The organism is Altererythrobacter sp. TH136 (genome assembly GCF_007065885.1).
GTDB lineage: Bacteria > Pseudomonadota > Alphaproteobacteria > Sphingomonadales > Sphingomonadaceae > Tsuneonella.
In genome coordinates, this window is sequence record NZ_CP041409.1 from 2236380 (window position 1) to 2260391 (window position 24012).

Genomic DNA, 24012 nt, shown 5'->3' on the forward strand with positions numbered 1-24012 from the left:
CGCTGGTCAAACGGCCGCGCGTCGGCCAAGAACAAAGCATGATTGCCAAGCTTAAGGGCCTGCTTGATGAAACCGGCGCCGACTGGGCGGTGATCGACGTCGCGGGCGTGGGCTACCTGGTCCACTGTTCCAGCAAGACGCTCGCCGCGCTGGGCGAGCCGGGGGAGGGCTGCACGCTGTTCACCGATCTGCAGGTAAGCGAGAACGATATGCGCCTGCTCGGCTTCGCCACCGCGGGGGAGCGCGACTGGTTCCGCCTGCTGACCCAGGTGCAAGGGGTTGGCAGCAAGGTGGCGCTGGCGATCCTCTCGGCATTGAGCACGGAGGACGTGCAACGCGCCTGCTCGGCGGGAGACGCCGCTACCATCGCGCGGGCGCAGGGCGTCGGTCCCAAGCTCGCCAGCCGCATCGTCAACGAACTGGCCGACAAGGCAGGCGCGCTCCCCACCGCGCCCGGCAGCGTCGCCACGCTGCCCAAGGGCGGGGCGAGTGCGGACGCGGTCAGCGCGTTGCAGAACCTCGGCTTCAAGCCCGCCGTCGCCGCTGCCGCCGTGGCGCGCGCGATCGACGAGCTGGGCGACGGGGCGGGCGAAGGTGACCTAATCCGCGTGGCATTGCGAAAGGCCGCGGGATGAACCTGAAGCTCAACAACCTGGCCCGGTACAGCGACCTGACGCTGTTCGCTTTGCGCGCGCTGACGGGGGCGTTCCTGATTCACGAAACGTGGGACAACGTAAGCAGCGCCGCGCGGATGACCGAATTCGTCGAGTTCCTCGGCCAGTTCGGGTTTCCGGCCCCGGCGCTGCTGGCGCCGTTGTCGGTCGCGATCCAGTTCGGATGCGGCATCCTGCTGGTCGCGGGGTTGCTGACCCGTGTGGCGGGCCTGCTGATCGCCGCCAACTTCGTGGTTGCGGTGCTGACGGTGCACTGGGACGAGGCGTTTCGCGGATGGTGGCCGGCGATCGTGCTGGTGTTCCTGGGGCTGCATTTCGCTGCGGCAGGCTCCGGCAGGTTCGGGCTCGATGGCTTGTTCGGGAAGCGCCGTTGACCGACGAAGAGCGCCTCACCGCACCTGCCCGGTTGCCCGACGACCCCGACGCCGCGCTGCGCCCGAAGTCGCTTGGCGAATTCGTCGGGCAAGAAGCGGCGCGGGAGAACCTGCGCGTGTTCGTCGATGCCGCGCGCGGGCGGGGCGAGGCGCTTGATCATGTGCTGTTCTTCGGCCCCCCGGGCCTCGGCAAGACGACGCTGGCGCAGATCGTCGCCAAGGAACTGGGCGTGGGGTTTCGCGCCACCAGCGGCCCGGTCATCGGCAAGGCCGGCGATCTGGCAGCGCTGCTGACCAATCTCGAAGCGAACGACGTCCTGTTCATCGACGAAATCCACCGCCTCAATCCGGTGGTGGAAGAAGTGCTCTACCCGGCGATGGAGGACCGCGCACTCGACCTGATCATTGGCGAAGGTCCGTCGGCGCGGTCGGTCCGGATCGATCTGCCGCCGTTCACGCTGATCGGCGCCACCACGCGGCAGGGACTGCTGACGACGCCGCTGCGCGACCGGTTCGGTATCCCGGTGCGATTGAATTTCTACACGGTGGAGGAACTGGAACGGGTCGTGACGCGGGGCGCGCGGCTCCTGGGGCTGGCGCTCGATCCCGGCGGTGCGCGCGAGATCGCCCGCCGCAGCCGGGGCACGCCGCGGGTGTCCGGACGGCTGCTGCGACGGGTGCGGGATTTCGCGCACGTGGCAGGGGACGTAACGGTGACGGCGGCGATCGCGGACCAGGCGCTGACCCGGCTGGAGATCGATCGGCTCGGCCTGGATGCGATGGACCGGCGCTATCTTCGCATGATCGCGGACATCTACAAAGGGGGGCCGGTGGGGGTCGAAACGCTGGCCGCCGGGCTCGCCGAGCCGCGCGACACCGTGGAAGAGGTGGTGGAGCCCTATCTGATCCAGCTGGGGCTGGTCGCGCGCACCGCACGGGGCCGCTGCCTCAACGATGCCGGCTGGACGCATCTCGACCTGCGGCCGCCTGCCGGCTCCCAGACCGGGCTGTTCGACGAAGGCGCCGCAACGCCAAAAGGTTAAGCGCGCCACCCCAAGCGGTGTCACTTTGGGACGGAAGCCGCCGTGCGCACCCTGCGGCACCCGAAAAGCGCGTTAGTCGGGCCATTATGATGATTAACGCAATTGTCCGTTCCGGGCGCGTGACGTTTGCTCATGACACAGGGACGCATCCCCGTCGGACACGCCGACCCGGACCGGCCCGCTGAGGTAAACGAGAGACAAGCTCATGTCGGTAAAGATGGCCCTGGCGAAACTGTCCGCGACCGCGGCGGGCACCGTGCTACTGGCAGGCGGAGCGGTCCACATGGCGGAGAAGCCGAAGGCTCATCCGACCAGCGTCAAGCAGACCAAGCAGATCAAGCACAAGGCCGTGCGTCACGCCAAGCCGCGCCACGTCGCCAAGCGGAACACGCCGCGCCCGGTCACTCGCCAGCGCCACATCGTCCGGCGCGAGGTTGTCGAGTGCGTACCCGCCGGGCCGATCGCGGGAGGCTATACCCCGATGCCGGCCGCGCCGATCGCTGGCGCCGACTGCGCGCCCGCTTACCAGATTGCCCTGGCGGCGGTGCCTCTGCCTGCACCGATGCCGCCGGTCAGCGGCGGCAGCGGCGGAGTGACCGTGGTCGGCGGCAGCGGTGGCTTCGGCGGCGGGGGCGGCTTCTTCGGCGGGTTCTTTGGCGGCGGCGGATCGAGCGGCGGCAGCGTGGTCGTCAGCTCCACCACGACCGGTTCGACCTCGGGCAGCTCGAGCTCGTCGGGCGGTATCGTCATCGACATCGACAATTCGAACAACGGCGGTTCGACCTCGACCTCCACCGGCGGCAGCTCCACCTCGACATCCAGCGGCGGCAGCTCCACTTCGACTTCGACCGGGGGGATCACGAGCACCACGTCGACCAGTTCGGGGAACGTGACCTCGACCTCCAGCTCAGGCAATGTGACCTCGACCTCGAGTTCAGGAAACGTGACCTCGACCTCCAGCTCCTCGGGGAACGTGTCGACCAGCACGTCGAGCTCGGGCAACATCACCAGCAGCACTTCGAGCTCGTCGTCGACATCCAGCTCGACCAGCAGTTCGACCAGTTCCTCCACCTCGTCGTCCACCTCCAGCTCGACCTCATCGTCCAGCTCGGGGACGAGCGGTACGCCGGTGCCCGCGCCGCCGATGATGGTGCTGTTTGGCGCCGCCGCGGCCGCCGTCCTGGCCCGCCGCAAGAAAGCTCCCAAGGCGGACTGAGCCTCGAAGCGCTCCGCCCTAACGAGAAGGGGCGGCCCCCGCGAGGGAGCCGCCCCTTTTGCTTAGCGCGCGCTGGGCGGTCAGGCGGCGAGCTTGCGCAGCACGTAGTGCAGGATGCCGCCGTTATTGAAATACTCGAGCTCGTTGGCGGTATCGATCCGGCACTTGGCGGTGAAGGTCATCTTCGTACCGTCCGCCCTGGTCACCTCGACCTCGACATCCTGCTGGGGCTTGATCTCGGCCAGCCCGCGAATGGTGAAGCGGTCGTCTCCGGTCAGCCCCAGGCTCTGGCGGGTTGCGCCATCCTTGAACTGCAGCGGAAGCACGCCCATTCCGACCAGGTTGGAGCGGTGGATGCGTTCGAAGCTTTCGACGATCACCGCCCGCACGCCGAGCAGGTTGGTGCCCTTGGCAGCCCAGTCGCGGCTCGACCCGGTGCCGTATTCCTTGCCCGCGATCACCACCAGAGGAGTGCCGTCCGCCTTGTGCTTCATCGCGGCGTCGTAGATCGCCATCGTCTCGCCGCCATAGCGGGTCATGCCGCCCTCGACGCCCGGGACCATCTCGTTCTTGATGCGGATGTTGGCAAAGGTGCCGCGCATCATCACTTCGTGGTTTCCGCGGCGGCTACCGTAGGAGTTGAAGTCCGCCTTTGCGACCTGATGCTCCTGCAGATACGATCCCGCCGGGCTGTCGGCCTTGATCGATCCGGCGGGCGAGATGTGATCGGTGGTGACCGAATCGCCCAGGATCGCCAGCGGTTTCGCCTCGATGACATCCATCACCGGCGCCGGGGTCATCTCCATGCCTTCGAAGTACGGCGGGTTGGCAACATAGGTCGAGCCAGCGCGCCACGCGTAGGTATCCGATCCGGTTACGTCGATCGCCTGCCAGTGCGCATCGCCCTTGTAGACGTCGGCATAGCGCGCTTCGAACATGCCGCGATCGATCGCGCCGGCGCGCAGTTCGGCGATTTCGGCGTTGCTTGGCCAGATATCCTTGAGGAACACGTCGACGCCGTCGCTGCCCTGGCCGATCGGGGAGTCGATCATGTCCTCGGTCACCGTTCCCTTGAGCGCATAGGCGACCACCAGCGGCGGCGAGGCGAGGAAGTTGGCGCGCACATCGGGCGACACGCGGCCTTCGAAGTTGCGGTTGCCCGACAGGACGCTGGCGGCGACGAGATCGTTCTTGTTGATCGCATTGCTGATCGGCTCGGCCAACGGACCAGAGTTGCCGATGCAGGTGGTGCAACCATAGCCGACCAGGTCAAAGCCGAGCGCATTGAGGTGATCCTGCAGGCCCGCCTTGATGAGGTAGTCAGTGACCACCTGGCTGCCCGGGGCGAGGCTGGTCTTGACCCACGGCTTGGGCTTCAGGCCGCGCTCGTTGGCCTTCTTCGCGACCAGGCCGGCCGCGATCAGCACGTCGGGATTGGAGGTGTTGGTGCAACTGGTGATCGCGGCGATGACCACATCGCCATCGCCCACGTCGTGTCCGGCGCCATCGACCGCGCACCGATTGGGCCTGGACTTTCCGTAGATGTCCTTGAGCTGTTCATTGAACAGATCGTCGACATCGGGCAGCGCGACCTTGTCTTGCGGACGCTTGGGCCCGGCGAGGCTGGGCACCACCGTGCCGAGGTCAAGCTCCAGCGTGTCGGTGAAGATCGGCTCCTCGGCCGTCGGATCGATCCACAACCCCTGCTCGCGGGCATACGCTTCGACCAGCGCGATCTGCTCCTCGGCGCGGCCGGTCAGGCGCAGGTAGTCGAGCGTCTTGTCGTCGATCCCGAAGAAGCCGCAGGTGGCGCCGTATTCGGGCGCCATGTTGGCCAGCGTCGCGCGGTCGGCGAGGCTGAGCGACGATAGGCCCGACCCGAAGTATTCGACGAACCGGCCGACCACGCCCTTGGCGCGCAACATCTGCGTGCAGGTGAGCACCAGGTCCGTCGCGGTCACGCCCTCGGCCAGCTGACCCGTCATGCGGAAGCCGACTACCTCGGGGATCAGCATCGAGACCGGCTGGCCCAGCATCGCCGCCTCGGCCTCGATACCGCCGACGCCCCAGCCCAACACGCCCAGGCCGTTGACCATCGTCGTGTGGCTGTCGGTGCCGACGCAGGTGTCGGGATAGGCGACCATCTGCCCATTCTGGTCTTCCGAAGTCCACACGCACTGGGCGATGTTCTCCAGGTTTACCTGATGACAGATGCCCGTGCCCGGAGGGACGGCCTTGAAGTTGTCGAGGCTCTTGGCACCCCACTTGAGGAAGTCGTAGCGTTCCGCGTTGCGGGCGTATTCAAGCTCCATGTTCTTTTCGAACGCCTTGGGCGTGCCGAATTCGTCGACCATCACCGAGTGGTCGATCACCAGATGGACCGGGACCAGTGGGTTGATCTTCTTGGTGTCACCGCCAAGCTTGGCGATCGCATCGCGCATTGCGGCGAGATCGACCACGCACGGCACGCCGGTAAAATCCTGCAGCAGCACGCGCGCAGGGCGATACTGGATTTCGCCCCCGGTCTGCGGCAGCTTGAGCCAGTCGGCCAGCGCCTGGATATGGCCGATCGACACGGTGAAACCGGCATCCTCGAAGCGGAGCAGGTTTTCCAGCAGCACCTTCATGCTGAACGGCAGCCGGCTGACATCGCCGATCGTCTCGCTCGCCTTCTTGAGCGAGTAGAACGCATAGTCCTTGCCGCCGACGGTCAGCGTGCTGCGGGTGGAGAGCGAGTCCTTGCCGACCTGAGTCATCGTGCGAAACAGTCCTTGATCTGGGCTTGGTGGATGCGCGCGCACCTGCGCGCATGACGGCTGGAGGTCAAGGTGGGGGCGGGCAGGAAAATGCTTGGGTCGGCGCAAGCAGGCCCGGCGGCTAAACCACCACCTGCTCAGGCTTGGACGATGCGCCGCGCGTGGCGACCCAGCATCCAGCGACGATCAGCAGCGCACCGGCAAAGGTCGCCCCCGACACCGGTTCACGGAAGAACAGCCAGCCGAACAACGCCGCCCACAGGAAACCGCTGTATTCAAGCGGCGCGAGGCGCTGGGTTTCGGCGCGGGCATAGCCCCAGGTGAACAGCAGCGCGCCTGACACCGACAACACCGCGCTCACGCCGATGTCGATCCACGCCGCTTGCTCCGGCAACCGGAGAAAGAACGGGGCAAAGCCGATCAGCACCAGGAACGTCACCCCGTTCTGGAACGCGGCGACCTCCAGCGGTTTCGCCACCAGCGCCTGCTGCCGCTGGAGGACCAGGTTCCATGCGTAGAGCACAGCCGATGCGAGGACCGCGGCGATCCCCAGCGGTGCCCCGTCTCCCATGGCCTCGCGCCACAACTTGCCAGCGAGGATGACCATCACCCCGACCAATCCCAGCAGCGCCCCGATGATGGCCCGGCGCCCGACCGTCTCGCCCAGCAGCCAGCTTGCCAGGAACAGGGCGATCAGCGGGGCGATGAAGCTGATGGCGATCGTCTGCGCCAGGGGCAGGACGGTGAGGGCGAAGAAAAACAGAAACGCCATCGCTGCAACCACGGCCCCGCGGATCAGGTGGATCTTGAGGATCGTCCGCGCGGGCCAGCGGCCCCCACTCGCCAGCCACGCCGGCGCGGCGATCGCGAAACCGATCGGCGCCCGCAGCAGCAGCGCGCTATAGGCTCCGACCGCCAGGCTGGCGCTTTTCATCCACGCGTCCATCCAGCTCAAGAGCCCGATTGCGGCGAACACCACCAGCACGGGCAGCAAGGGGTGATCGGCGCGTGGCATGGCGCGAGTGCGCCTCGTGGCAATCGTGCCACCGGTCAAGCGGGATTCAGCCGAGCTTCAGCCGCGCGCGTTGAAGGAGGCGGGGCGGCTGCGCTAAAGCGGCAGCGCGACATGGCGGCTCGGTGGAGTTGCGCACCAGATCAAGGGGCATACGAGTGAGCAAGGGTTCGATGGGCAAGTGGATGATCGGCGCGGCGCTGGCGGCAATCCCGGCAGCCGCCATTGCGGCCCCCGGCCAACCCGGGCCCAAGGCACCGGAGAACATCCTTCCGCCCGAACCGCCGACCGTAACCGCCGCACAGGTCCCGGCCGGTTCGGACGAAGTGACTTCTTCGCGCATGAAGGCGTTCGAGACCGTGCAATCGGTTGCGCCGGACGTGCAGCCTTGGAACGTGGCCGATGCGCAGGCGCTTGCCGCGGTGATCGCGGGCATCGGTGCTGAAGGGCTCGATCCCAAGGACTATCAGCTTGCCGAATTGCAGGCGGCGATCGCCCGCGGACCGGGCGGGGCGCTCGATCAGGCGGCCAGCCGTAGCTTTGCCTGGTTGGTCGAGGATCTGCGCGACGGACGCACGCCGATGGAGGCGCGCAAGCAGTGGTTCGTGGTCGATCCCGATCCCGATCGCTACCGCACCGCTGATGTGATGGCGCAGGCGCTGCGGAGCCATTCCGTCGCGGCGACGCTGGCTTCGCTCAATCCCGAGCACCCCGATTATGCCGCGCTGAAGGCTGAACTCGCGACCGCCGCGCCTGCGCAACGCAAGCTGATCCGGGCCAACATGGACCGCTGGCGGTGGTTGGCGAAGGATTTGGGTAGTCAGTACCTGATCACCAACGTGCCCGAATATCAGTTGCGCCTGACGGTGAACGACAAGATCATCAGCACCTACCGTACGATCGTCGGCAAGCCGGGCCGCACCGCCACGCCGCAGCTCGCCGAGACGGTCGAAGGGGTGATCTTCAACCCGACCTGGACCGTCCCGCAGTCGATCGTGAAGGGCGAGGGGCTGGGCGCGAAGGTGCTCGGCAATCCGGGCTGGGCGAAAGCCGCCGGCTACAAGGGCACACGCGACCCCAAGACCGGGTTCGTCACTGTCGTCCAGCAGCCGGGCGCGAACAATTCGCTCGGCCTGATGAAGGTCGACATGCCGAACCCGCACGCGATCTTCCTGCACGACACGCCCAACCGCAACCTGTTCAACCAGGAGAACCGCGCATTGAGCCACGGCTGCATCCGCACCGAGCGGGCGCAGGAACTGGCGATCACGCTGGCTATCCTGGGCAATCTCGCCACCACGCCCGAAACCCGCAAGGCGGCGGCGGACGAGGCGGTGGCGATCAGCACCAGCGGCAAGTACACCCGGGTGCCGGTGCAGAAGACGATGCCGGTCTACATCACCTATTTCACGATGGGCCGCGACATTACCGGCAAGCTGCGTCAATTCAACGACATCTACGGCCGTGACGCCCCGGTCCTCGCGAGCCTCGACGCGCCCCGCCAGGCGAACCGCGCCCGCGCGACGAGCGAGGAAGCGGTCGAGATCGTGGACGATCTGCAGACGACCTGAACACTGGCAGTGCCGTCGTTCGGTGATGAGCCGGGCGACGGCATCCGGTCGGGTGGGAGATGAGCGCGCGGACCGGGATCAGGTCCAGGGCGGCGGGGCCGGAGCTGGAACCTTAGAACCCGCCCGGCACCAACGGCGGCTGAGGGGTGCCTTCGGGGACCAGCAGTTGCAGGTCCCGGGGCGGTTGGGTGACGGTCTCGCCGCCCGGGCCAAGCCCCAGCTTGTCGGCGTAGAGCAGCCGCCCGCCGCCCAACCGCAGCAGGGCCAGTTTGAAATTGGCATCGCTCATGGCGAAGCAGCCGTTCGACCGGCCAAGCTTGCCATACTGCGCCAGGTGCGACGGCTCCGCATAGCTTGCCCGGTGCATCACGATCGCGCGGTCAAGCGCGTTGGAATTGGTCGGATCGCGTCCTTCCAGCCGGATCGAGGTGCCGTACTTCCCGGTGTACCACCCGAAGGTCATGTACGCGCCGCGGCTGGTGCACCACGATTCGTGGACGTTGGAGAAATAGTCGAGCCAGCCGTCATGCTCCGGATCGGAACCCATGCCATGTGCCACGTGGTAACTGTCGACCACGCCGCGCTCCAGATCGACGAAGTGGAAGCGCGGGTCGGACGAGCGTAGCCCGAAATCGGCCACTCCGACCACATCGCGAGCCCACAGGCCGGCGCCGTGCTTAGCGAGTTGCTCTTGTGCAATGGCAAACAGGCGGCGGTCACGCGGGCCCAACGAGGTGGGCACGGCGGGCACCTGCGCGCGCACCGGCAATGCCGTGAGCGCCGCACCAGCGGCTAGAGTTCCCTTGAGGAGGTCGCGCCGATTCATGGGCAAAGGACTAGCGCAGCAATTCTAACGGAGCGCTGAACCTCACTCGGCAGCCTCCGCCATTCCCGCGTCGCTCATCTCCGCCTCGATCTCGGCCGCCTTCGCTTCCACCAAACTGACGATGTGTTCGATCATTGTCTCGGACTGCACGTGGTGATCGGTGACGCCCGACAGGTACACCATATGCTTGCCCGCGCCGCCGCCGGTGATGCCGATGTCGGTTTCGCGCGCTTCCCCGGGTCCGTTGACCACGCAGCCGAGCACTGACAGGCTCATCGGCGTCTTGATGTGCTCAAGCCGCTTCTCCAGCGCTTCGACCGTGCGGATGACGTCGAAGCCCTGCCGCGAACACGATGGGCACGACACGATCCGCACGCCCCTGGTGCGCAGGCCCAGGCTCTTGAGAATTTCGAAGCCGACCCGCACTTCCTGTTCCGGTTCAGCGGACAGGCTGACGCGGATCGTGTCGCCGATGCCCGCCCACAGCAGGTTGCCGATGCCGATGCTGGACTTGACGGTGCCGCCGATCAGCCCGCCTGCTTCGGTGATGCCGAGGTGCAGCGGGCAATCGACTGCTTCGGCCAGCCCCATGTAGGCTGACACGGCAAGAAAAACGTCGCTTGCCTTAACCGCCACCTTGAATTCGTGAAAGTCGTGGTCCTGCAACAGCTTGATATGGTCGAGCGCGCTTTCCACCAGCGCTTCGGGGCAAGGCTCGCCGTATTTTTCCAGCAGGTCCGGCTCGAGCGATCCGGCGTTGACCCCGATCCGGATCGCACAGCCGTTCGCCTTGGCGGCGCGGACCACTTCGGCAACCCGCTCGCTGGAGCCAATGTTGCCGGGATTGATCCTGAGGCACGCCGCGCCTTTGTCGGCCGCTTCCAGCGCGCGCTTGTAGTGAAAGTGAATGTCGGCGACGATCGGCACCTTGGCCGCACGGGTGATCTGATCGAAGTTCGCGGTGCTATCAGGCGTCGGGCAGGACACGCGGATGATGTCCGCGCCCGCATCCTCACACCGGCGGATTTGGTCGATCGTCGCCCCGACATCCTCCGTGGGCGTGTTGGTCATCGTCTGCACGCTGATCGGCGCATCGCCGCCGACCGGAACGTTGCCGACCATGATCTGGCGGGACTGACGGCGGACGATGTCGCGCCATGGACGGATCGAGGACAAAATCTGGTGCTCCTTGCCGCCGTGCATATAGAGGCCGCTCGATGAAGGAGCAATGACAGCGCCCCATGACACCTTCGATGACAATCGAATGCAGTTGCGGCATGGCATCCGCATGGTGAAGACGACCCGCGATCCGACTGACCACAGCGATGAGAGCGGACCCCTGCTGTTCGGCCGGGTGCTCGATGGGCAAGGCAGCGGTCGGCCGATCCGGTGGGACGAGGCGCAGGGGTGGCAGTCCTCCGTGCCGGGCGAAGTGCTGTGGCTGCACCTCGACCGCGTGAGCGAGGGGATGGGCGACTGGCTGCAAAGTGAGTTGCTCATTGCCGAGCCGATCGCCGAACTGCTGACCAGCGACGACACCCGGCCGCGGGCATTCCGCGAGGGGGACGCGCTCGTCGCTACGTTGCGAGGCATCAATTTCAATCCCGGCGCGGACCCCGAAGACATGGTTTCGCTCCAGATGTGGAGCGACGGCCGGCGGGTAATCACCCTGCGGCGCAATCCATCGCAGACCCCACGCGACGTTCTGGCGGACGTCGATGCCGGCAAGGGGCCGCTGGATGCCGGCGGGCTGGTGACCGCGCTCACCGAAAACCTGGTCCATCGGATGAATCGCGCAATCGTCGACATGAACGACGAGATCGACCGGCTGGAAGAACACGGCGACGACGACAGCGACAGCGAGGCACGCCTGCGCAAGATCGCTGTCATCCGCCGAAACTGCCTCGCTCTGCAACGCCACATGGGGCCACAGCACGTGGCGCTGGAGGCGATCCGCCACGATGCGCCCGCCTGGTTCGAAGAGCACGACCGGCGCGAGATCGGCGAGACGATCGCGCTGCTGCGCCGCTTCCTTGACGATATCGACGTCAGCAAGGAAAGCGCGGTAGTGCTGATGGACGAGCTCAGGAGCCGGGCCCTCGCCCGCTCCGAAAAGACCAACCGGCGGCTCACTCTGGTCGCCACGGTGTTCCTGCCGCTCAGCTTTCTGGTCGGCCTGTTCGGGATCAACGTCGGCGGGATGCCGTGGGCCGAGATACCGGGCCATCCGCGCGGTTTCTGGTTCGTTACCGGACTGTGCCTGGTGTTCGCCGTCGTGACCATATGGCTGTTCCGGCGCTGGAGGTGGCTGTAACGGCAGTTCGCCGAAGCAGGATACCGGGTTGCTAGAGAGGCAGTTCGTAGAGGAACTCGTCGTCGCGGTGCTGGCCGACCCAGAAGTCGATGTCGGCCACGTGCCGGAACCCGAACCGTTGGTAGAACCGCTGCGCGCCGAAGTTCTCGCTGTAGACCGACAACTGCATCGCGTCGCAATGTCGTTGCCGGGCCTGGTCGATCGCGCGGTGCAGCAGCGCGCTGCCAATGCCGTGGCCGGGTTCGCAATAGAGCTGGCCAAGGATGCACGGGCTGCGCGGGTGGGGATCGGGCCGCGCATCGAACCGCGCGCCGAACTCCACCGTCGAATAGCCGGCGATGCGCTGGTCCTGATCAGCGACAGTGAGCACCTTGTCGGGATCGGCGATGATCGCCGAGAAGCGGTCGGGAGAACGATATTCATCGAGAAACGCCGCCAGGTCCTCGGCCGCGTACAGGTGACCAAAGGCCCGGGTGAAGGACTGGCGCGAGAACGCCACGAGCTCATCGACGTCGGCGGCGGTTGCGGATCGTAGACGCATCGCTGGTCACCTAGGGCGTGCGCACGAATCCCGCCAGCCGCCACGAATGCTTGCGAGCGTTTCCGCACGGTCGCCCGGACCCGGTTGGCCCGGTGCCACGGGACTCGACAAGCGGCGTCAGAAGCGTAGCTTCCACCTGCCGAGGGGCCGGCCCACAGGGGGAATGAGGTCGCCCGACTCCAGAGCAATGGCGGAGGCGCAATCGTGCGCCGGCCGCGCATTGGGAGTCTCGAGCATATGACCAAGTTTTCCATGACCGCGCTGAGCGCGCTGGCGCTTGCGCTGGCGGTACCGCACGCCGCCGTTGCCCAGTCGGCTTACCCGGTCGATCCTGCCGATTACGTCGAAATGGGCATGATCAAGATCGATGACGGTCACGATCTCGAATACGCCAATTACCTGGCGCAAAGTTGGCGCAAGTCGCAGGACTACGCCAAGCAACAAGGGTGGATCAGCGACTACCAGATCTGGGCGAACAGCAATGCCCGGGATGGCGAAGCCGACATCTACCTCGTCACGTGGTTTCCCGCCTTTGCCGATGCCGCCGAAGGCATGCGCCGCAACAAGCTGTTCCTTGAACACATGAAGAGCACCGAGGCGCAGATGCAGGCCGAATCGGGCAAACGCGCAACGTATCGCAAACAGATGGGATCGATGCTGTTCCGCCAGATGAAGTGGAACCGCTGACCCCCTTGACCGCGCGCGGGGCGGACAGGGTCAGTTGCTGAACTTGTCCGCCTTGCGCCGGCCAAAGCGCATCCCGCCTTCCAGCCGGGAGCGAAGCTGGGCGTAGTAGGCTTCCAGAAAGGCGCGCTCGTCCCCGGCACCGGGGTGCCAGCCGATCTTGCGGCAGATCGCCGCGTGAACCGAAGCCAGCGCGGCCGGGTTGCCGTCGCGCAAGACCCGTTCCAGCGTCTGCAGTTCGTGCTCTCCATAGACCGCCAGATCGTCGTCGCCGAAACGATAGCGCGCGCCGGTGACCTCGCTGGTCCCCCTTGCTCCCACCGCGGTCGAGAGCGCCTGAGGCAGCTTTGGGCGCGGTGCTTCGACCACCCAGGTCCCTGCCACGACGTCACCGGCGCGCAGCGCATCCCGGTTGAAGAACGGGAACAGCATGAAGCCGAGGAACCACAGCGCTCCAGCGACGCCGGCTGCGCCCGTCTGGCCGGTCGGCGCAGACATCAACAGGATCACCGGCATGAAGAACTCGATGTCGCGCAGCAGATTGCGCGCGATCACCGCCTCGGCGGTCAGCCGCGCCGCACCTTCACCGGGCGCAGCGCGGGCGGCCACGCGGATGCCGGCGGCGCGCTTGCCCGGCGTAGCGCCGCGGGGGCCAAGCTCGAAGGCGATGAAGTAGCCGTTCCACGCAAGGAACCACGCGAGTGTCCACGAAACGCCCAGGAATTCGCCCGCTCCGCTGGTCGCCGCGCCATCCAGCGCGCGGAGCCCGCCCGCGACCCACGCGATCAGGAACGTGAGCGCGACCGCGCCGAACGTGAGGATCAGGTAATCGAGAATGAATGCGCCAAATCGGGCGGCACGGCTGGCGACCACGAACGTCAGGGCGATGCCTTCCGGGGTGATCACCTCGCGCCGGCGCTTCGTGTCGTACGGAATGACGGCGCCGGTCATGCGTCAGCTGCGCTGGCCGATCGGCCAAAGGCGAAGAAGTAGGCGAGCCAGAACAGCAGCATCGCGCCGCCGATCAGCAGCCGGTCCCACGTCTGCCCGACCAACTCGCGGGCGAATGCTTCCAGCACCGCCGCTACCACCAGCATCAGCACCACGCCCGCCATCACTGTCGCTGCCCGCCGGCCGGCGGCGGCGGTCGCAGGCAGCAGCGCGCGCTTCCCGGGGAAGGCCATCGACCGGCCGACGTGGATGCCGGCCGCGCCAGCCAGGAGGATGGCGAACAGTTCGGTCGAGCCGTGGACCGACAGCCACGCGGCGAATTCGAGCGTCAAGCCTTGCCCGGCAAACAGCCACAGCATCGCGCCAAGGGTGGCCATCTCCTTCAGCAGGATCAGCAAGGTGGGAATGCCGAACGCAAAGCCCAGCGCGAAGGCCAGGATCGAAACGCTGGCGTTGTTCTGGAACAGGTAAGCGGCAAAACCGGACAGGCCCGCTGCGCTGCTCTCGGTGCCCAAAGCCTGCAGCAGCACCTCTCGGCTGGCGCCCGGCACGCGGGTGTCGGTGAACTGGCTGGGGACGAGGCTCCAGTACCATTCCTGATCCTGCGCGACGAGCAGCCAGCCGGCGACGGCCCCGGCGATCATCACCGCCAGCGCGATCAGGATATCGGGCCAGATCGCACGCACCGCCCGGCTGAGTCCGCCGCCAAGGAACCCGGCGAGCCACCGTGCGAAGCCCTGACGCGGGCCATAGACCTGGAACCACGCCCGGCGGACGAGGCTTTCGAGCCAGGCGATGGTCGCGGCATCGAGCGACGTCTCGCGCGCCACCGCCAGGCTGGATGCCGCCGTACGGTAGAGCGCGGGCAAGGCGAGCACGTCTTCGTCGCTGAGCTTGCGCAGGCGGCCCGTTTCCATCCGCCGGACAATCTGCTCCAGCCGCCGCCAGTCGTCCTCGCGGCTCAGGCGGAACCGGTCGGAACGCAGGATCGCGGCTTCGATCGCATCGGGGGCAAGGTCGCTCATCCGATGGCTCCCTCGCGTTTGACGTCCAGGTAACGGTCGATCAACCGGTAGCCGATCGCGTTCCACGGCGCTTCGATGACGTCGATCCCGCGCTGGCGCAGCCGCTGCAGAACCAGCGCGCGCTGGCGGGCCAGGGTGTCGGCCGTAACGGCGGTGGCCAGCGCATCCAGGCTGTCGGGCTCCGCCGCCTGCAGCTCGGCCAGTTCGCTGTCCTCGATGGTGACAAACAGGACCAAGTGTCGCTCCACCAGCCGCCCGAGACTTTCGATCATCAGTTCGGCACTGGTGGGATCGGTGAAGTCGGAGAACAGCACCACCAAGCTGCGCCGCTGGAGCCGCTGGGACAGAGTGGCCAGCGCCAGGGTAAAATTCGGTTCCTCCGCATGATAGTCCAGCCCGGCGGCCGCGCTTTTCAGGTAGTGAAACGCGCGGGTGTCGCCGTGGAACGGCGTAAGCACCAGCGGCCGGCGGGCAAAGCCGAACAGCGCCACCCGGTCGCCGCCCTTGAGCGCCACATAGGCCGCGCTCAGCGCAGCGGTCACCGCCCGGTCGATCCGCGGCAGGCCATCGACCGGCTCGCACATCGACTGGCCGCAATCGAACGCGAACACGATCTGGTTGTTGCGCTCGGCCTCGTTCTCGCGGGCGAACAGGCGGGTGTGGCGGCTGCTGGTCTTCCAGTCGATCCGCCGCCGGTCCATGCCGGGTTGATATTCCGAGAGCGCTTCGAACTGGGTGCCCTCTCCGCGGATGCGCCGCGCGATGAGGCCGACCTCCGTATTGCGGAGGAAGTGCTGCAGGGTGGGGCTGCGGATTGGCGACAGGTCGGGCCAGATCCGCAACTGGCGCTCGAGCGGCACGGAAAACTGCCGGGCGCCGAGGCCCAGCGGGCCGCTCCAGCGCAGCCAGAGATGAGAGAGGGCGGCGGTGCCCCGGCGGTTGGGGACGAGCACCGCTTCCCCCTGCCACGCGCCGTCGCGCGGCGTCAGCGCGACATTGGCCTGACCCGATCGCGCGAGTCGGGGATCGACTGCAAGCGCCGCATCCACTCCGCGCGCGCGGCCATCGCCGATGTCGGCCATCACCGTCAGCGTCACCGGCTCCCCGATCTCGGCATCTTCGGGCACCGTGACCCGCCACTCCGCCAACCCGCCCGCGAGCATTGCATCGATCAGTACCAGCGCGACCAGCATCACCCCCGCCAAAGGTGCCACGACCCACGCGCCGGGCGCGGAAGCGGCGATCACCAGCGCGACCGGCGCGGCCAGCATGGCGAACAGCGCGGCACGGGGGGCGGGGACGATCATCGCTAGCGCGGCGCCTCGGTCTGCTCGACCAGTTCTCCGACGAGCTGCTCGACCTGTCGGCCTTCGATCTCGGCGGCGGGACTGAGTGTCAAGCGGTGCCGCAGGACCGAAGCGGCGAGTGCCTTGACGTCGTCGGGAAGCACATAGTCGCGCCCTTCCAGCGCCGCGCGGGCGCGAGCTGCCTTGGCGAGCTGAACCGCAGCGCGCGGTGAAGCGCCGGTGGCGAGATCGCTCGTTTCACGCGTCGCGCGCACCAGCCGCACCACATAATCGACGATATCCCCGGCGACTGTCACCTGATCGAGGGCGGCGGAGGCACCGGTGAGCCGGGCGGCGTCGGTCACCGGACCGACCCCGAACTCGGCCGGACGCGGCGGGCCGAGCCGCTGGGCGAAGCGGCTGACGATCGCAGCTTCCTCTTGCGGAGCGGGATAAGCCACCAGCAGCTTGAACAGGAAGCGATCGAGCTGCGCCTCGGGCAAGGGATAGACGCCCTGGCTCTCAATCGGATTCTGCGTTGCGATCACCATGAATCGCTCTGGCAGGGCGTGAGTCTCGCCGTCGAGCGTCACCCGCCGCTCCTGCATCGCTTCGAGCAGCGCGGCCTGGGTCTTGGGCGGGGTGCGGTTGATTTCGTCCGCCAGCAGCAGGTCGCAGAAGATGGGCCCGCGGGTCAGGGTGAACTGGCTGGTCTGGAAGTTGAACAGGTTGGAGCCGAGGATATCGCCCGGCAGCAGGTCGGGGGTAAACTGGATGCGCCCGAAATCCAGGCCCAGCGCGGCGGCAAAGCACTGGGCGAGGAACGTCTTGGCGGTGCCCGGCGGACCCTCCAGCAGGACGTGGCCTTCCGCGAGCAGCGCGACCAGCAAATGCTCGACGATCTGTTCCTGCCCGACCACGGCCTTGGCGACTTCGCCGCGGATGGCGGCGGCCAGGTCGCGCATCTCGTCGAGGGTCATGGTCATCGGGCGTTGATCCTTTCGAGCGACTTGAGGGCGTGCGCCGCGCGCAGCGTCTGCGATGGTCCGCGCGCGGCGCGCAAGCGGTCGGCCAGCTCGCTGAAGCTGGGACCGTCCGGCGCGCGGCGTGCCAGGGCGGCGTCGATTGCGGCCGGGTCGGCGCTACGCAGGCCAAACGACGCGGCGAGCCTGCGGGCGACGAGATCGGCGAACGGTGCGCCCAGCAGATGCAGCCGTCCGCTGCGGCGGATGAAGCCTGCGGCGTTGGCGGCGAGGCGCGTCTTGCCGAAAGCGATCGCCCGATCCTCCGCCACCGGCGCGCCGAAGCGGCCGAACGCGCGCCATCCCACCACCAGCAATGCCAGCAACAGGGACAGCGTCGCGGCAAGAAAAGGCGGTTGGAAGGCGAGCGTGAGCAGGTTCTTGTTCGCCCCGAACCCGTTAAGCGTGAGATCGAACACCACCGGAACGTCCTGCCCCTCGCGCGCCGCCTCGATCACCTTGGCCGCTAGCAAGGCGCGGTTGCGATCAGCCAGCCCATAGTTGTTGAACAGGTCCGGCTCGAACGCGACCACCAGGCTCCACTTATCGCTATCGCACTCCGCATCCGGAGCCGGGGCGCGGGCCGCGGCGTCGAGCACCGGATAGCAGCCGTGGTCGTCGGCATAGGCCACTAAATCGCGGCCACCCGAGTCGCGCACCAGGCTGGTCCAGGCGCCTTCCTCCAGCCCCAACACCTGATCGCGATCGGGCAATTGGCCGGCAAGGTCCATGCCCTGCCAGTCAGTGCCGCCGGGCAGCCGGGCAAGTCTGACGGTCATTTGTTGCGGGTCAGTCAGTTCATCGGTCCAGCGCGGCCGGCCTGCGCCGAGCATTTGGACCCACCCCTGCTTGGTATTCGTCAGCGAGGCGGGGACGGTGACGCTGTTCCACTTCGGCAGAATCAGCAGAGTCGAGCCCGAATAGCGCCGCCGCTCGATGATCTCGGCAATGTCGTCGGGATCGCTCCACTGGGTGGGAGTAAGCACCAGCAGCGATTCGCCGGTGAGCTTGCCCGGACTGCGCGACAGGGTGACGTCATAGCCCTGCTTCTGCAGCATTGCGGCAAGCCCGGCATAGCCATCGAGTCCCTGGCTCCGCGCGTGGCCGCTGCCACTTCCCCCGCCCGGTCCGGTATCGCCCTGTCCGATGAAGTACAGCAGCGCGATGAAAGTCGCCGTGCCGAACAGCACCGCGCCCAGCACTGCGCGCGGGCTGAACGACCCGCTCATGCGCGCGCCGGCAGCCGGGCAAGAGCGAACTCGGCATACGCGGCGCGGGCCGCGTGCCAATCTTCGGCCCCGAGCGCGCGCAAGGCAAACAGGCTGCGCTCCACCCGCCCGGCGATCGTGCCGAACGCGGTGCGCGCGCCGTCAGGTAACGCGGGCAGGGCGGCCAGCTCGCGTGCGGTGGTCGCGGGTTCGACGAGGTCGGGACGGGCAGCGGCGATCTGGCCGACGCTGCGCTTCAGCAGTAGGTGCGTCGCCTCATCGAAGCGGCCTTGCGCGGCGAGCGCGTCGGCATCCTCCAGTAGCGCGAGCGCATCGCCTGCCGCGGGAATCCAGCCGCCGTCCTCCGACGCCTGTTGCTGTCTGGGGCGCCAGTGAAGCGCGGGAGACAGCATCCGCCACAGCAACAGGGCAAGTGCGGCGATCGCGATGGCAAGAAGCACCCATTTGAATATCGGCCAGCTTAAGCCCAGCGCACGGCCGACGGGCGCCAGCACGTCTCCCAACCATCCGAACAGCGCATCGAGCCAGCCCGGTTCGGGCGGAGCTTCCTGGGGAATCTGTACCGGCGCGAACTGGATCGAATCGTCGGCGCGCACCGCGTCCCATGCCTTGGCAGGATCGCCGATCTGCCCCGTTCCCCCGATGCTGCCAGTCGTCACCGACCGGTGGTGACACGGCGCACCCGCAGGCGCAACTAACCGCGCACGCGTTCCTGGCGATAGGTCCCGAGGATGCGCAGTTCCTTGCAATGAAAGGCGAGCTCGTCGAGCGCCCGGTCGACCGCCGGTTCGCCCGGCGCGCCGATGATGTCGGCATAGAACATCGTCGCGGAAAAGCTCGCGCCGGCCTGGTAACTTTCCAGTTTCGTCATGTTCACGCCGTTGGTCGCGAACCCGCCCATCGCCTTGTACAACGCCGCCGGCACGTTCTTTACCTCGAACACGAACGTGGTGATCGCCGGCCCCCTGACCGTCGCAGCAGCGAGCGGCTGCCGTGCCAGCATCAGGAAGCGGGTGGTGTTGTCGGCCGCGTCCTCGACATCATGTTCCGCAATTTGCAGGCCGTAGAGCTCGGCGGCGAGCGGCGGAGCGATCGCCGCGAGGCCCGGCTCCCCCCGCTCCGACACATGCGCCGCGGCGCCGGCGGTGTCGGCATAGCTCAACGGCACGATGCCCCGCTCGCGCAGGAACCGGCGCGACTGGCCGAGCGCTTGAGGATGGCTGTAGGCCGCCTCGAACGGGCCCATGGTCCCGTCCGCGCCGGCCAGCGCCATCAGCGCGTGGTTGATGCGCAGGAAGTGCTCAGCCACGATGTGCAGGCCGCTTTCCGGGAGCAGAAAGTGGATGTCGGCTACCCGCCCATGCTGGCTGTTCTCGACCGGGATGGCTGCGCTGCCGGCGCGTCCGGCTTTTACCGCGTCGATCGCGTCTTCGAAGCTGAAGCACGGCAACGGCAGGCAGCCGGGTGCCATCTCGGTGGCGGCGCGATGCGAATTGGCCCCCGGTGCCCCGGCAAAAGCGACCGCGCGCGCCGGGTCCGCGGCGGCGGCGGACTGCATCGCCTTCACCAGCGATCGGGCGGGTGCGGGGAACGAGGATTGAAAGCTGTCCATCTGGCGCTTGCGCCTAACGGCGCGGCAATCGCCGGGCAAGCCGCACGACCAGATGCGCGGGCACTTGCGCGCGCGCGGCGCCCTGACTAGAGCGCGGCGCAACCATTTTCCTTCCGCCTTTCTTCCGGATCACGCACCCCATGCAAGACCGCTTCAATACCGCCGCCGGCTGGGTCCTGTTTTCAGGCATCGTCGCGCTTGGTCTGTCGAGCGTCAGCGCGAAATACTTCACCGCCGACAAGCCGCACCGCCCCGAACAGATGGGCTATCCCATCGAGGGCGTGGTCGAGGAAGGTGAAGGCGGCGCGGACGCAGGGCCGGGTCTGGCGGTGCTGCTCGCTTCAGGCGATGTCGCTGCGGGTGAGAAGGCGGCGCAGGGCCGCTGCGGCACTTGCCATACCTTCGATCAGGGCGGCGCCGTGAAGCAGGGACCTAACCTCTACGGGGTCATGGGCACGCCGATCGGCAAGCACGCAGCGGGGTATGCGTATTCTAGCGCGTTGTCGGGTCACGGCGGCGAATGGTCGTACGAGAACATGGACGCGTGGCTCGCCAGCCCGAAGGCGTTCGCGCCTGGCACCAAGATGAGCTTTGCTGGCCTGTCGAACGGGCAGGACCGAGCGAACATCATCCTTTATCTGAAGCAGCAGGGTGGCGGACCCGCTTTGCCGACTCCGGAAGCGGCAGCGCCTGCCGGCGATGCGGCAGAAGCTGCCGCCGCCGGCGATCCTTCCGCCACTGCCGGGCCGGCCGAAAAGCCTGGCATGGATGCAGCCGGCGCGGTCGCGGCCCCGGTGACCGACGGGCCGCTGAACACGAACAAGGGCGAGAACTAAGCCGGTATTCCCGCCGGTCAGCGCAACCTGACTAGCGCCTATGCTTGCGGCCCGGATGCGGGGGGTGTTCCTCCGATTCGCGCGCGTCCTGCCGCTGCCGCCGCTCGTTCGCCCGGCGCCGCTTGCGCTCGGCGGCCTTGGTCGCGCTGGTGTGGCGGCGCATGCTCTCGATCCAGATAAGCGCCGCAATCAGCAACGCGGTCACTGCGATGACCAGGATGACGTGCGTCGTCACGAGAAGGGCGCAGCGGCATACATCGAAGGCGTGTGCGTGCGCCGATTGACGCGAATAGTCCAGTTTGGGCGAACTCGGGCGTTGGGCGCACCGTCAGGTAAGCGGATCGCCCTTGAAGCCCTGTGCGATCACGTACCACTCGCTCGACCCCTTCCGGCTGGCGGGCGGCTTGGCGTGCTTGACCGTGCGGAAATGCTTTTTCAGCAGCGCCAGGATCTCCGCGTCGGTCCCGCCGGCGAACACCTTCGCGACGAACGCACCGCCGGGTTCGAGGTGTTCCACGGCGAACCACGCGGCCGCTTCGACCAGGCCCATCGTCCGCAGGTGATCGGTTTGCTTGTGACCGACCGTGTTGGCGGCCATGTCGGACAGCACGAGATCTGCCTTGCCGCCAAGCGCTTCGGCCAGCTTCGCGGGCGCATCGTCGGACATGAAGTCCATCTGCAGCAGCGTGACGCCCTCGATCGGGTCGGTCTCCAGCAGATCGATGCCGACCACGCTTGCCTTGGGACGCAGCTTGCGCACCACCTGGCTCCACCCGCCCGGCGCGATGCCGAGGTCGATCACCCGGTGAACGCCCTTCAATACGCCGAATTTCTCGTCGAGTTCGATCAGCTTGTATGCCGCGCGGCTGCGATACCCCTCGGCCTTGGCCTGCTGGACGTACGGGTCGTTGAGCTGGCGCGACAGCCAGCGATTGGACGACGCGGTGCGTCCGCGCGCGGTCTTGACCCGCTTGGTCGTATCGCCGCCGCCGCGGGTCATGCCGCAGGCCTGGGCGGGGCGGGGGTGCCGGCCATCAGGCTGCGCAGGATGCCTTCGCGAATCCCCCGATCGGCCACGCCCAGCCGTTCTGCCGGCCAGATGTCGAGGATCGATTCCAGGATCGCGCAGCCCGCGACGACCAGGTCCGCGCGGTCCGGCCCGATGCACGGGAGGGTCTGCCGCTCATCAAGATCCATCACCGACAGCCGCTCGCTGATGGCGCGCATCGCTTGCGCCGGCACGATCAGCCCGTCGACCGCGCGGCGATCGTACTGCGGCAGCTCGAGATGCAGGCTGGCGAGTGTCGTTACGGTTCCGCTGGTGCCCAGCAGGCGGATATCCTCCGCCCGCGAAGCGTCGGCGATGCGCTCGGCGAACGGTGCAAAGCTATCCGACACCAGCATCCGCATCTGCCGATAGCGGCCGAGCCGGGTGGCGGCGTCGTCTTCTGCGCGGCCGACGGTGTCGGTCAGCGAGACCACGCCCCACGGCACGCTGGCCCAGTCTATGATCCGCGGCACGCGTTCGCCCGGCTCGATCAGCACCAGTTCGGTTGACCCGCCGCCGATGTCGAAGATCACCGCCGGCCCGTGGCCCTGTTCCAGCAGGATATGACAGCCCAGGACCGCGAGTCGGGCTTCCTCCTGCGCCGAGATGATGTCGAGCGCGATGCCGGTTTCCTCGCGCACGCGATCAATGAAGTCCGCCCCATTGGCGGCGCGCCGGCAGGCTTCGGTGGCAACCGAGCGGGCCAGCGACACGTTGCGGCGCCGCAACTTGTCGGCGCAGACGTGGAGCGCCGCGAGCGCCCGGTCCATCGCCTCGTCGCTCAGGCGGCCGCTGTGCGCGAGTCCCTCGCCCAGCCGCACGACTCGGCTGAACGCGTCGATCACCGTGAAGTTTTCGCCGGAAGGGCGCGCAATCAGCAGCCGGCAGTTGTTGGTGCCCAGATCGAGCGCGGCATAGGCCTGCCGACGGGGTTCGCCGGTGGCCGGCGCGCCGGTGCGCAAGGCGGTGCCGCGATGTGCGCTGGGATCGGACGGCGAGGGGCGCTTGTAGCGGAAATCGGCTACTTTGCCGGACGGTTTGCCCCCGTTGCTGCGCGTCCTGTTCCTGGCGCTCCTGACTTTGTCCGGCGGAGAGACATCCGCCATTTCAATGCTTTCTGTTCCTCCCGCCAGACGCATCGGGCGCGCCGCGCGGGGACCTGGCGACAATGCTAGCGGGCTGCGTGCCAGTCGGCAAGCTCGCCGGGACACAGTCGCTCCAGCGCGCTTGACCTTGGTCGCGGACGAACCTAAGTGCGCCTCCTCGCGGACCGGCCCCTGGCCGCCACCCGCGCCGGTGCCCCGTCCTCTAATGGTAAGAGAGCGGACTCTGACTCCGTCAATCAAGGTTCGAATCCTTGCGGGGCATCCAGCTTTTCAGGTTCGGCTGATCATGCAAGCCCGCGGCTCCTCCCTTGCTTTGCCAGCACTTTGTCGATGTCGCTGATTGCATTCAACAAGCCGATGAATGTCCTGTCGCAGTTCACCGACCGCGGCAGCGAAACCACGCGCGCCACGCTGTCGGACTTCATCGATCCGCCCGGAGTCTATCCAGCCGGCCGGCTCGACCGCGACAGCGAGGGGCTGCTGTTGCTGACCGACGACGGCCGGTTGCAAGCGCGCATTGCCGATCCGCGGTTCAAGCTGGAAAAGACTTATCTGGTGCAGGTGGAAGGCACGCCGGACGACGCGGCGCTGGGCCAACTGCGGCGCGGCGTAGTGCTCACCGATGGGCCGACCCGTCCTGCGCGCGCCGAGTTGATCGAGCCGCCCGCCCTGTGGCCGCGCGATCCGCCGGTCCGGTTTCGCAAGAGCGTACCTGACGCGTGGCTGCGCCTTTCCATCAGCGAGGGACGCAATCGCCAGGTACGGCGGATGACCGCTGCGGTCGGTCTGCCGACCTTGAGGCTGGTGCGCTGGCGGATCGGCGAGTGGGACCTCGCCGGTCTCGCACCCGGCGAATGGCGATTGGTGTAAGCGGTTATTGCCGCGC

At 67.3% G+C, this 24012-nt stretch carries 24 protein-coding genes and 1 tRNA gene; 9 read left to right on the forward strand and 16 right to left on the reverse strand.

The genetic code is table 11. The features are described from left to right. Positions 1-38: 38 nt before the first annotated feature. Genes ruvA through ruvB form a run of 3 tightly spaced genes read left to right on the forward strand, consistent with a single transcriptional unit; the run spans position 39 to position 2091 of the window. On the forward strand, positions 39-635 hold the full coding sequence (gene ruvA, locus C0V74_RS10840; RefSeq protein ID WP_143251770.1) for a Holliday junction branch migration protein RuvA: 597 nt from the start codon (positions 39-41) through the stop codon (positions 633-635). Beyond that, positions 632-1048: a DoxX family protein gene (locus tag C0V74_RS10845; protein ID WP_143251771.1), complete on the forward strand. Its 417-nt coding sequence runs from the start codon at positions 632-634 to the stop codon at positions 1046-1048. Before ruvA ends, C0V74_RS10845 begins: the two co-directional genes overlap by 4 nt. Continuing rightward, positions 1045-2091: a Holliday junction branch migration DNA helicase RuvB gene (ruvB, locus tag C0V74_RS10850; RefSeq protein WP_143251772.1), complete on the forward strand. Its 1047-nt coding sequence runs from the start codon at positions 1045-1047 to the stop codon at positions 2089-2091. The genes C0V74_RS10845 and ruvB overlap by 4 nt, the downstream gene beginning before the upstream one ends. A gap of 522 nt (positions 2092-2613) precedes the next feature. Here ruvB and C0V74_RS13035 read toward each other — a convergent pair. The 3 genes from C0V74_RS13035 to C0V74_RS10865 form a co-directional block, all read right to left on the reverse strand. After that, the gene (locus C0V74_RS13035) at positions 2614-3285 is read right to left on the reverse strand and encodes a hypothetical protein (RefSeq protein ID WP_210413410.1); all 672 of its coding nucleotides are present in this window, start codon (positions 3283-3285) and stop codon (positions 2614-2616) included. Between the two features lie 102 nt (positions 3286-3387). Beyond that, entirely contained in the window at positions 3388-6063 is a 2676-nt protein-coding gene (gene acnA, locus C0V74_RS10860; protein WP_143251773.1) for an aconitate hydratase AcnA, read from the reverse strand. A 121-nt stretch (positions 6064-6184) separates the two neighbouring features. Then, a complete protein-coding gene (locus C0V74_RS10865; protein ID WP_143251774.1) occupies positions 6185-7078 on the reverse strand; it encodes a DMT family transporter in 894 nt (297 codons plus the stop codon). A gap of 338 nt (positions 7079-7416) precedes the next feature. Between C0V74_RS10865 and C0V74_RS10870 the strand changes: the two genes are divergently transcribed. Continuing rightward, entirely contained in the window at positions 7417-8646 is a 1230-nt protein-coding gene (locus C0V74_RS10870) for a L,D-transpeptidase family protein (RefSeq protein ID WP_246845009.1), read from the forward strand. A gap of 112 nt (positions 8647-8758) precedes the next feature. On the opposite strand, the gene C0V74_RS10875 is transcribed toward C0V74_RS10870, so the two are convergent. After that, positions 8759-9478, reverse strand: coding sequence for a murein L,D-transpeptidase catalytic domain-containing protein (locus C0V74_RS10875; RefSeq protein WP_349236008.1), 720 nt, complete (start codon positions 9476-9478; stop codon positions 8759-8761). A gap of 36 nt (positions 9479-9514) precedes the next feature. Beyond that, a complete protein-coding gene (gene ispG, locus C0V74_RS10880; RefSeq protein ID WP_143251775.1) occupies positions 9515-10648 on the reverse strand; it encodes a flavodoxin-dependent (E)-4-hydroxy-3-methylbut-2-enyl-diphosphate synthase in 1134 nt (377 codons plus the stop codon). Positions 10649-10700: 52 nt separating this feature from the next. Between ispG and C0V74_RS10885 the strand changes: the two genes are divergently transcribed. After that, positions 10701-11786 (forward strand): zinc transporter ZntB, encoded by a 1086-nt coding sequence (locus C0V74_RS10885; protein WP_349236009.1) that lies wholly within the window; start codon positions 10701-10703, stop codon positions 11784-11786. A 31-nt stretch (positions 11787-11817) separates the two neighbouring features. On the opposite strand, the gene C0V74_RS10890 is transcribed toward C0V74_RS10885, so the two are convergent. After that, on the reverse strand, positions 11818-12327 hold the full coding sequence (locus tag C0V74_RS10890) for a GNAT family N-acetyltransferase (RefSeq protein ID WP_143251776.1): 510 nt from the start codon (positions 12325-12327) through the stop codon (positions 11818-11820). Between the two features lie 237 nt (positions 12328-12564). Between C0V74_RS10890 and C0V74_RS10895 the strand changes: the two genes are divergently transcribed. After that, on the forward strand, positions 12565-13014 hold the full coding sequence (locus tag C0V74_RS10895; protein WP_143251777.1) for a hypothetical protein: 450 nt from the start codon (positions 12565-12567) through the stop codon (positions 13012-13014). Between the two features lie 30 nt (positions 13015-13044). On the opposite strand, the gene C0V74_RS10900 is transcribed toward C0V74_RS10895, so the two are convergent. From C0V74_RS10900 to C0V74_RS10930, 7 genes are read right to left on the reverse strand one after another with little or no spacing between them, the layout of a single operon-like run. Continuing rightward, complete coding sequence (locus C0V74_RS10900) at positions 13045-13962, reverse strand: RDD family protein (RefSeq protein WP_143251778.1); 918 nt, start codon at positions 13960-13962, stop codon at positions 13045-13047. Next, entirely contained in the window at positions 13959-14987 is a 1029-nt protein-coding gene (locus C0V74_RS10905; protein ID WP_143251779.1) for a stage II sporulation protein M, read from the reverse strand. Before C0V74_RS10905 ends, C0V74_RS10900 begins: the two co-directional genes overlap by 4 nt. Then, positions 14984-16294, reverse strand: a complete 1311-nt coding sequence (locus C0V74_RS10910; protein WP_143251780.1) for a DUF58 domain-containing protein — start codon at positions 16292-16294, stop codon at positions 14984-14986. Before C0V74_RS10910 ends, C0V74_RS10905 begins: the two co-directional genes overlap by 4 nt. 2 nt (positions 16295-16296) lie before the next feature. Continuing rightward, positions 16297-17259 carry a MoxR family ATPase gene (locus tag C0V74_RS10915; RefSeq protein WP_246844843.1) on the reverse strand — a complete coding sequence of 321 codons (963 nt, stop codon included), beginning with the start codon at positions 17257-17259 and terminating at the stop codon, positions 16297-16299. After that, positions 17256-18524, reverse strand: a complete 1269-nt coding sequence (locus tag C0V74_RS10920; RefSeq protein ID WP_143251781.1) for a DUF4350 domain-containing protein — start codon at positions 18522-18524, stop codon at positions 17256-17258. The genes C0V74_RS10915 and C0V74_RS10920 overlap by 4 nt, the downstream gene beginning before the upstream one ends. After that, entirely contained in the window at positions 18521-19183 is a 663-nt protein-coding gene (locus C0V74_RS10925; protein ID WP_246844845.1) for a hypothetical protein, read from the reverse strand. Before C0V74_RS10925 ends, C0V74_RS10920 begins: the two co-directional genes overlap by 4 nt. Positions 19184-19218: 35 nt before the next feature. Beyond that, the gene (locus C0V74_RS10930; RefSeq protein WP_131621957.1) at positions 19219-20136 is read right to left on the reverse strand and encodes a prephenate dehydratase; all 918 of its coding nucleotides are present in this window, start codon (positions 20134-20136) and stop codon (positions 19219-19221) included. Between the two features lie 140 nt (positions 20137-20276). Between C0V74_RS10930 and C0V74_RS10935 the strand changes: the two genes are divergently transcribed. Further along, positions 20277-20972 carry a c-type cytochrome gene (locus tag C0V74_RS10935; protein ID WP_131621831.1) on the forward strand — a complete coding sequence of 232 codons (696 nt, stop codon included), beginning with the start codon at positions 20277-20279 and terminating at the stop codon, positions 20970-20972. Positions 20973-21003: 31 nt separating this feature from the next. On the opposite strand, the gene C0V74_RS10940 is transcribed toward C0V74_RS10935, so the two are convergent. Genes C0V74_RS10940 through C0V74_RS10950 form a run of 3 tightly spaced genes read right to left on the reverse strand, consistent with a single transcriptional unit; the run spans position 21004 to position 23126 of the window. Then, entirely contained in the window at positions 21004-21270 is a 267-nt protein-coding gene (locus C0V74_RS10940; RefSeq protein WP_282595947.1) for a DUF6479 family protein, read from the reverse strand. A gap of 30 nt (positions 21271-21300) precedes the next feature. Further along, positions 21301-21972 (reverse strand): RlmE family RNA methyltransferase, encoded by a 672-nt coding sequence (locus C0V74_RS10945; protein WP_143251783.1) that lies wholly within the window; start codon positions 21970-21972, stop codon positions 21301-21303. Continuing rightward, positions 21969-23126 (reverse strand): Ppx/GppA phosphatase family protein, encoded by a 1158-nt coding sequence (locus C0V74_RS10950; protein WP_143251784.1) that lies wholly within the window; start codon positions 23124-23126, stop codon positions 21969-21971. Before C0V74_RS10950 ends, C0V74_RS10945 begins: the two co-directional genes overlap by 4 nt. Positions 23127-23317: 191 nt before the next feature. Between C0V74_RS10950 and C0V74_RS10955 the strand changes: the two genes are divergently transcribed. Then, positions 23318-23391, forward strand: a tRNA-Gln gene (locus C0V74_RS10955). Positions 23392-23456: 65 nt separating this feature from the next. Continuing rightward, on the forward strand, positions 23457-23996 hold the full coding sequence (locus C0V74_RS10960; RefSeq protein WP_143251785.1) for a pseudouridine synthase: 540 nt from the start codon (positions 23457-23459) through the stop codon (positions 23994-23996). The last annotated feature ends 16 nt before the right edge of the window (positions 23997-24012 follow it).

Coding starts and splice junctions, on each gene's coding strand:
- C0V74_RS10935 (WP_131621831.1), top strand. CDS start 20,277: ATGCAAGACCGCTTCAATACCGCCGCCGGCTGGGTCCTGTTTTCAGGC.
- acnA (WP_143251773.1), bottom strand. CDS start 6,063: ATGACTCAGGTCGGCAAGGACTCGCTCTCCACCCGCAGCACGCTGACC.
- C0V74_RS10890 (WP_143251776.1), bottom strand. CDS start 12,327: ATGCGTCTACGATCCGCAACCGCCGCCGACGTCGATGAGCTCGTGGCG.
- C0V74_RS10945 (WP_143251783.1), bottom strand. CDS start 21,972: ATGACCCGCGGCGGCGGCGATACGACCAAGCGGGTCAAGACCGCGCGC.
- ruvA (WP_143251770.1), top strand. CDS start 39: ATGATTGCCAAGCTTAAGGGCCTGCTTGATGAAACCGGCGCCGACTGG.
- C0V74_RS10915 (WP_246844843.1), bottom strand. CDS start 17,259: ATGACCATGACCCTCGACGAGATGCGCGACCTGGCCGCCGCCATCCGC.
- C0V74_RS10960 (WP_143251785.1), top strand. CDS start 23,457: ATGTCGCTGATTGCATTCAACAAGCCGATGAATGTCCTGTCGCAGTTC.
- C0V74_RS10870 (WP_246845009.1), top strand. CDS start 7,417: ATGAAGGCGTTCGAGACCGTGCAATCGGTTGCGCCGGACGTGCAGCCT.
- C0V74_RS10845 (WP_143251771.1), top strand. CDS start 632: ATGAACCTGAAGCTCAACAACCTGGCCCGGTACAGCGACCTGACGCTG.
- C0V74_RS10950 (WP_143251784.1), bottom strand. CDS start 23,126: ATGGCGGATGTCTCTCCGCCGGACAAAGTCAGGAGCGCCAGGAACAGG.
- C0V74_RS10920 (WP_143251781.1), bottom strand. CDS start 18,524: ATGAGCGGGTCGTTCAGCCCGCGCGCAGTGCTGGGCGCGGTGCTGTTC.
- C0V74_RS10930 (WP_131621957.1), bottom strand. CDS start 20,136: ATGGACAGCTTTCAATCCTCGTTCCCCGCACCCGCCCGATCGCTGGTG.
- C0V74_RS10895 (WP_143251777.1), top strand. CDS start 12,565: ATGACCAAGTTTTCCATGACCGCGCTGAGCGCGCTGGCGCTTGCGCTG.
- C0V74_RS10865 (WP_143251774.1), bottom strand. CDS start 7,078: ATGCCACGCGCCGATCACCCCTTGCTGCCCGTGCTGGTGGTGTTCGCC.
- C0V74_RS10885 (WP_349236009.1), top strand. CDS start 10,701: ATGACAGCGCCCCATGACACCTTCGATGACAATCGAATGCAGTTGCGG.
- C0V74_RS10905 (WP_143251779.1), bottom strand. CDS start 14,987: ATGAGCGACCTTGCCCCCGATGCGATCGAAGCCGCGATCCTGCGTTCC.
- C0V74_RS10910 (WP_143251780.1), bottom strand. CDS start 16,294: ATGATCGTCCCCGCCCCCCGTGCCGCGCTGTTCGCCATGCTGGCCGCG.
- C0V74_RS10900 (WP_143251778.1), bottom strand. CDS start 13,962: ATGACCGGCGCCGTCATTCCGTACGACACGAAGCGCCGGCGCGAGGTG.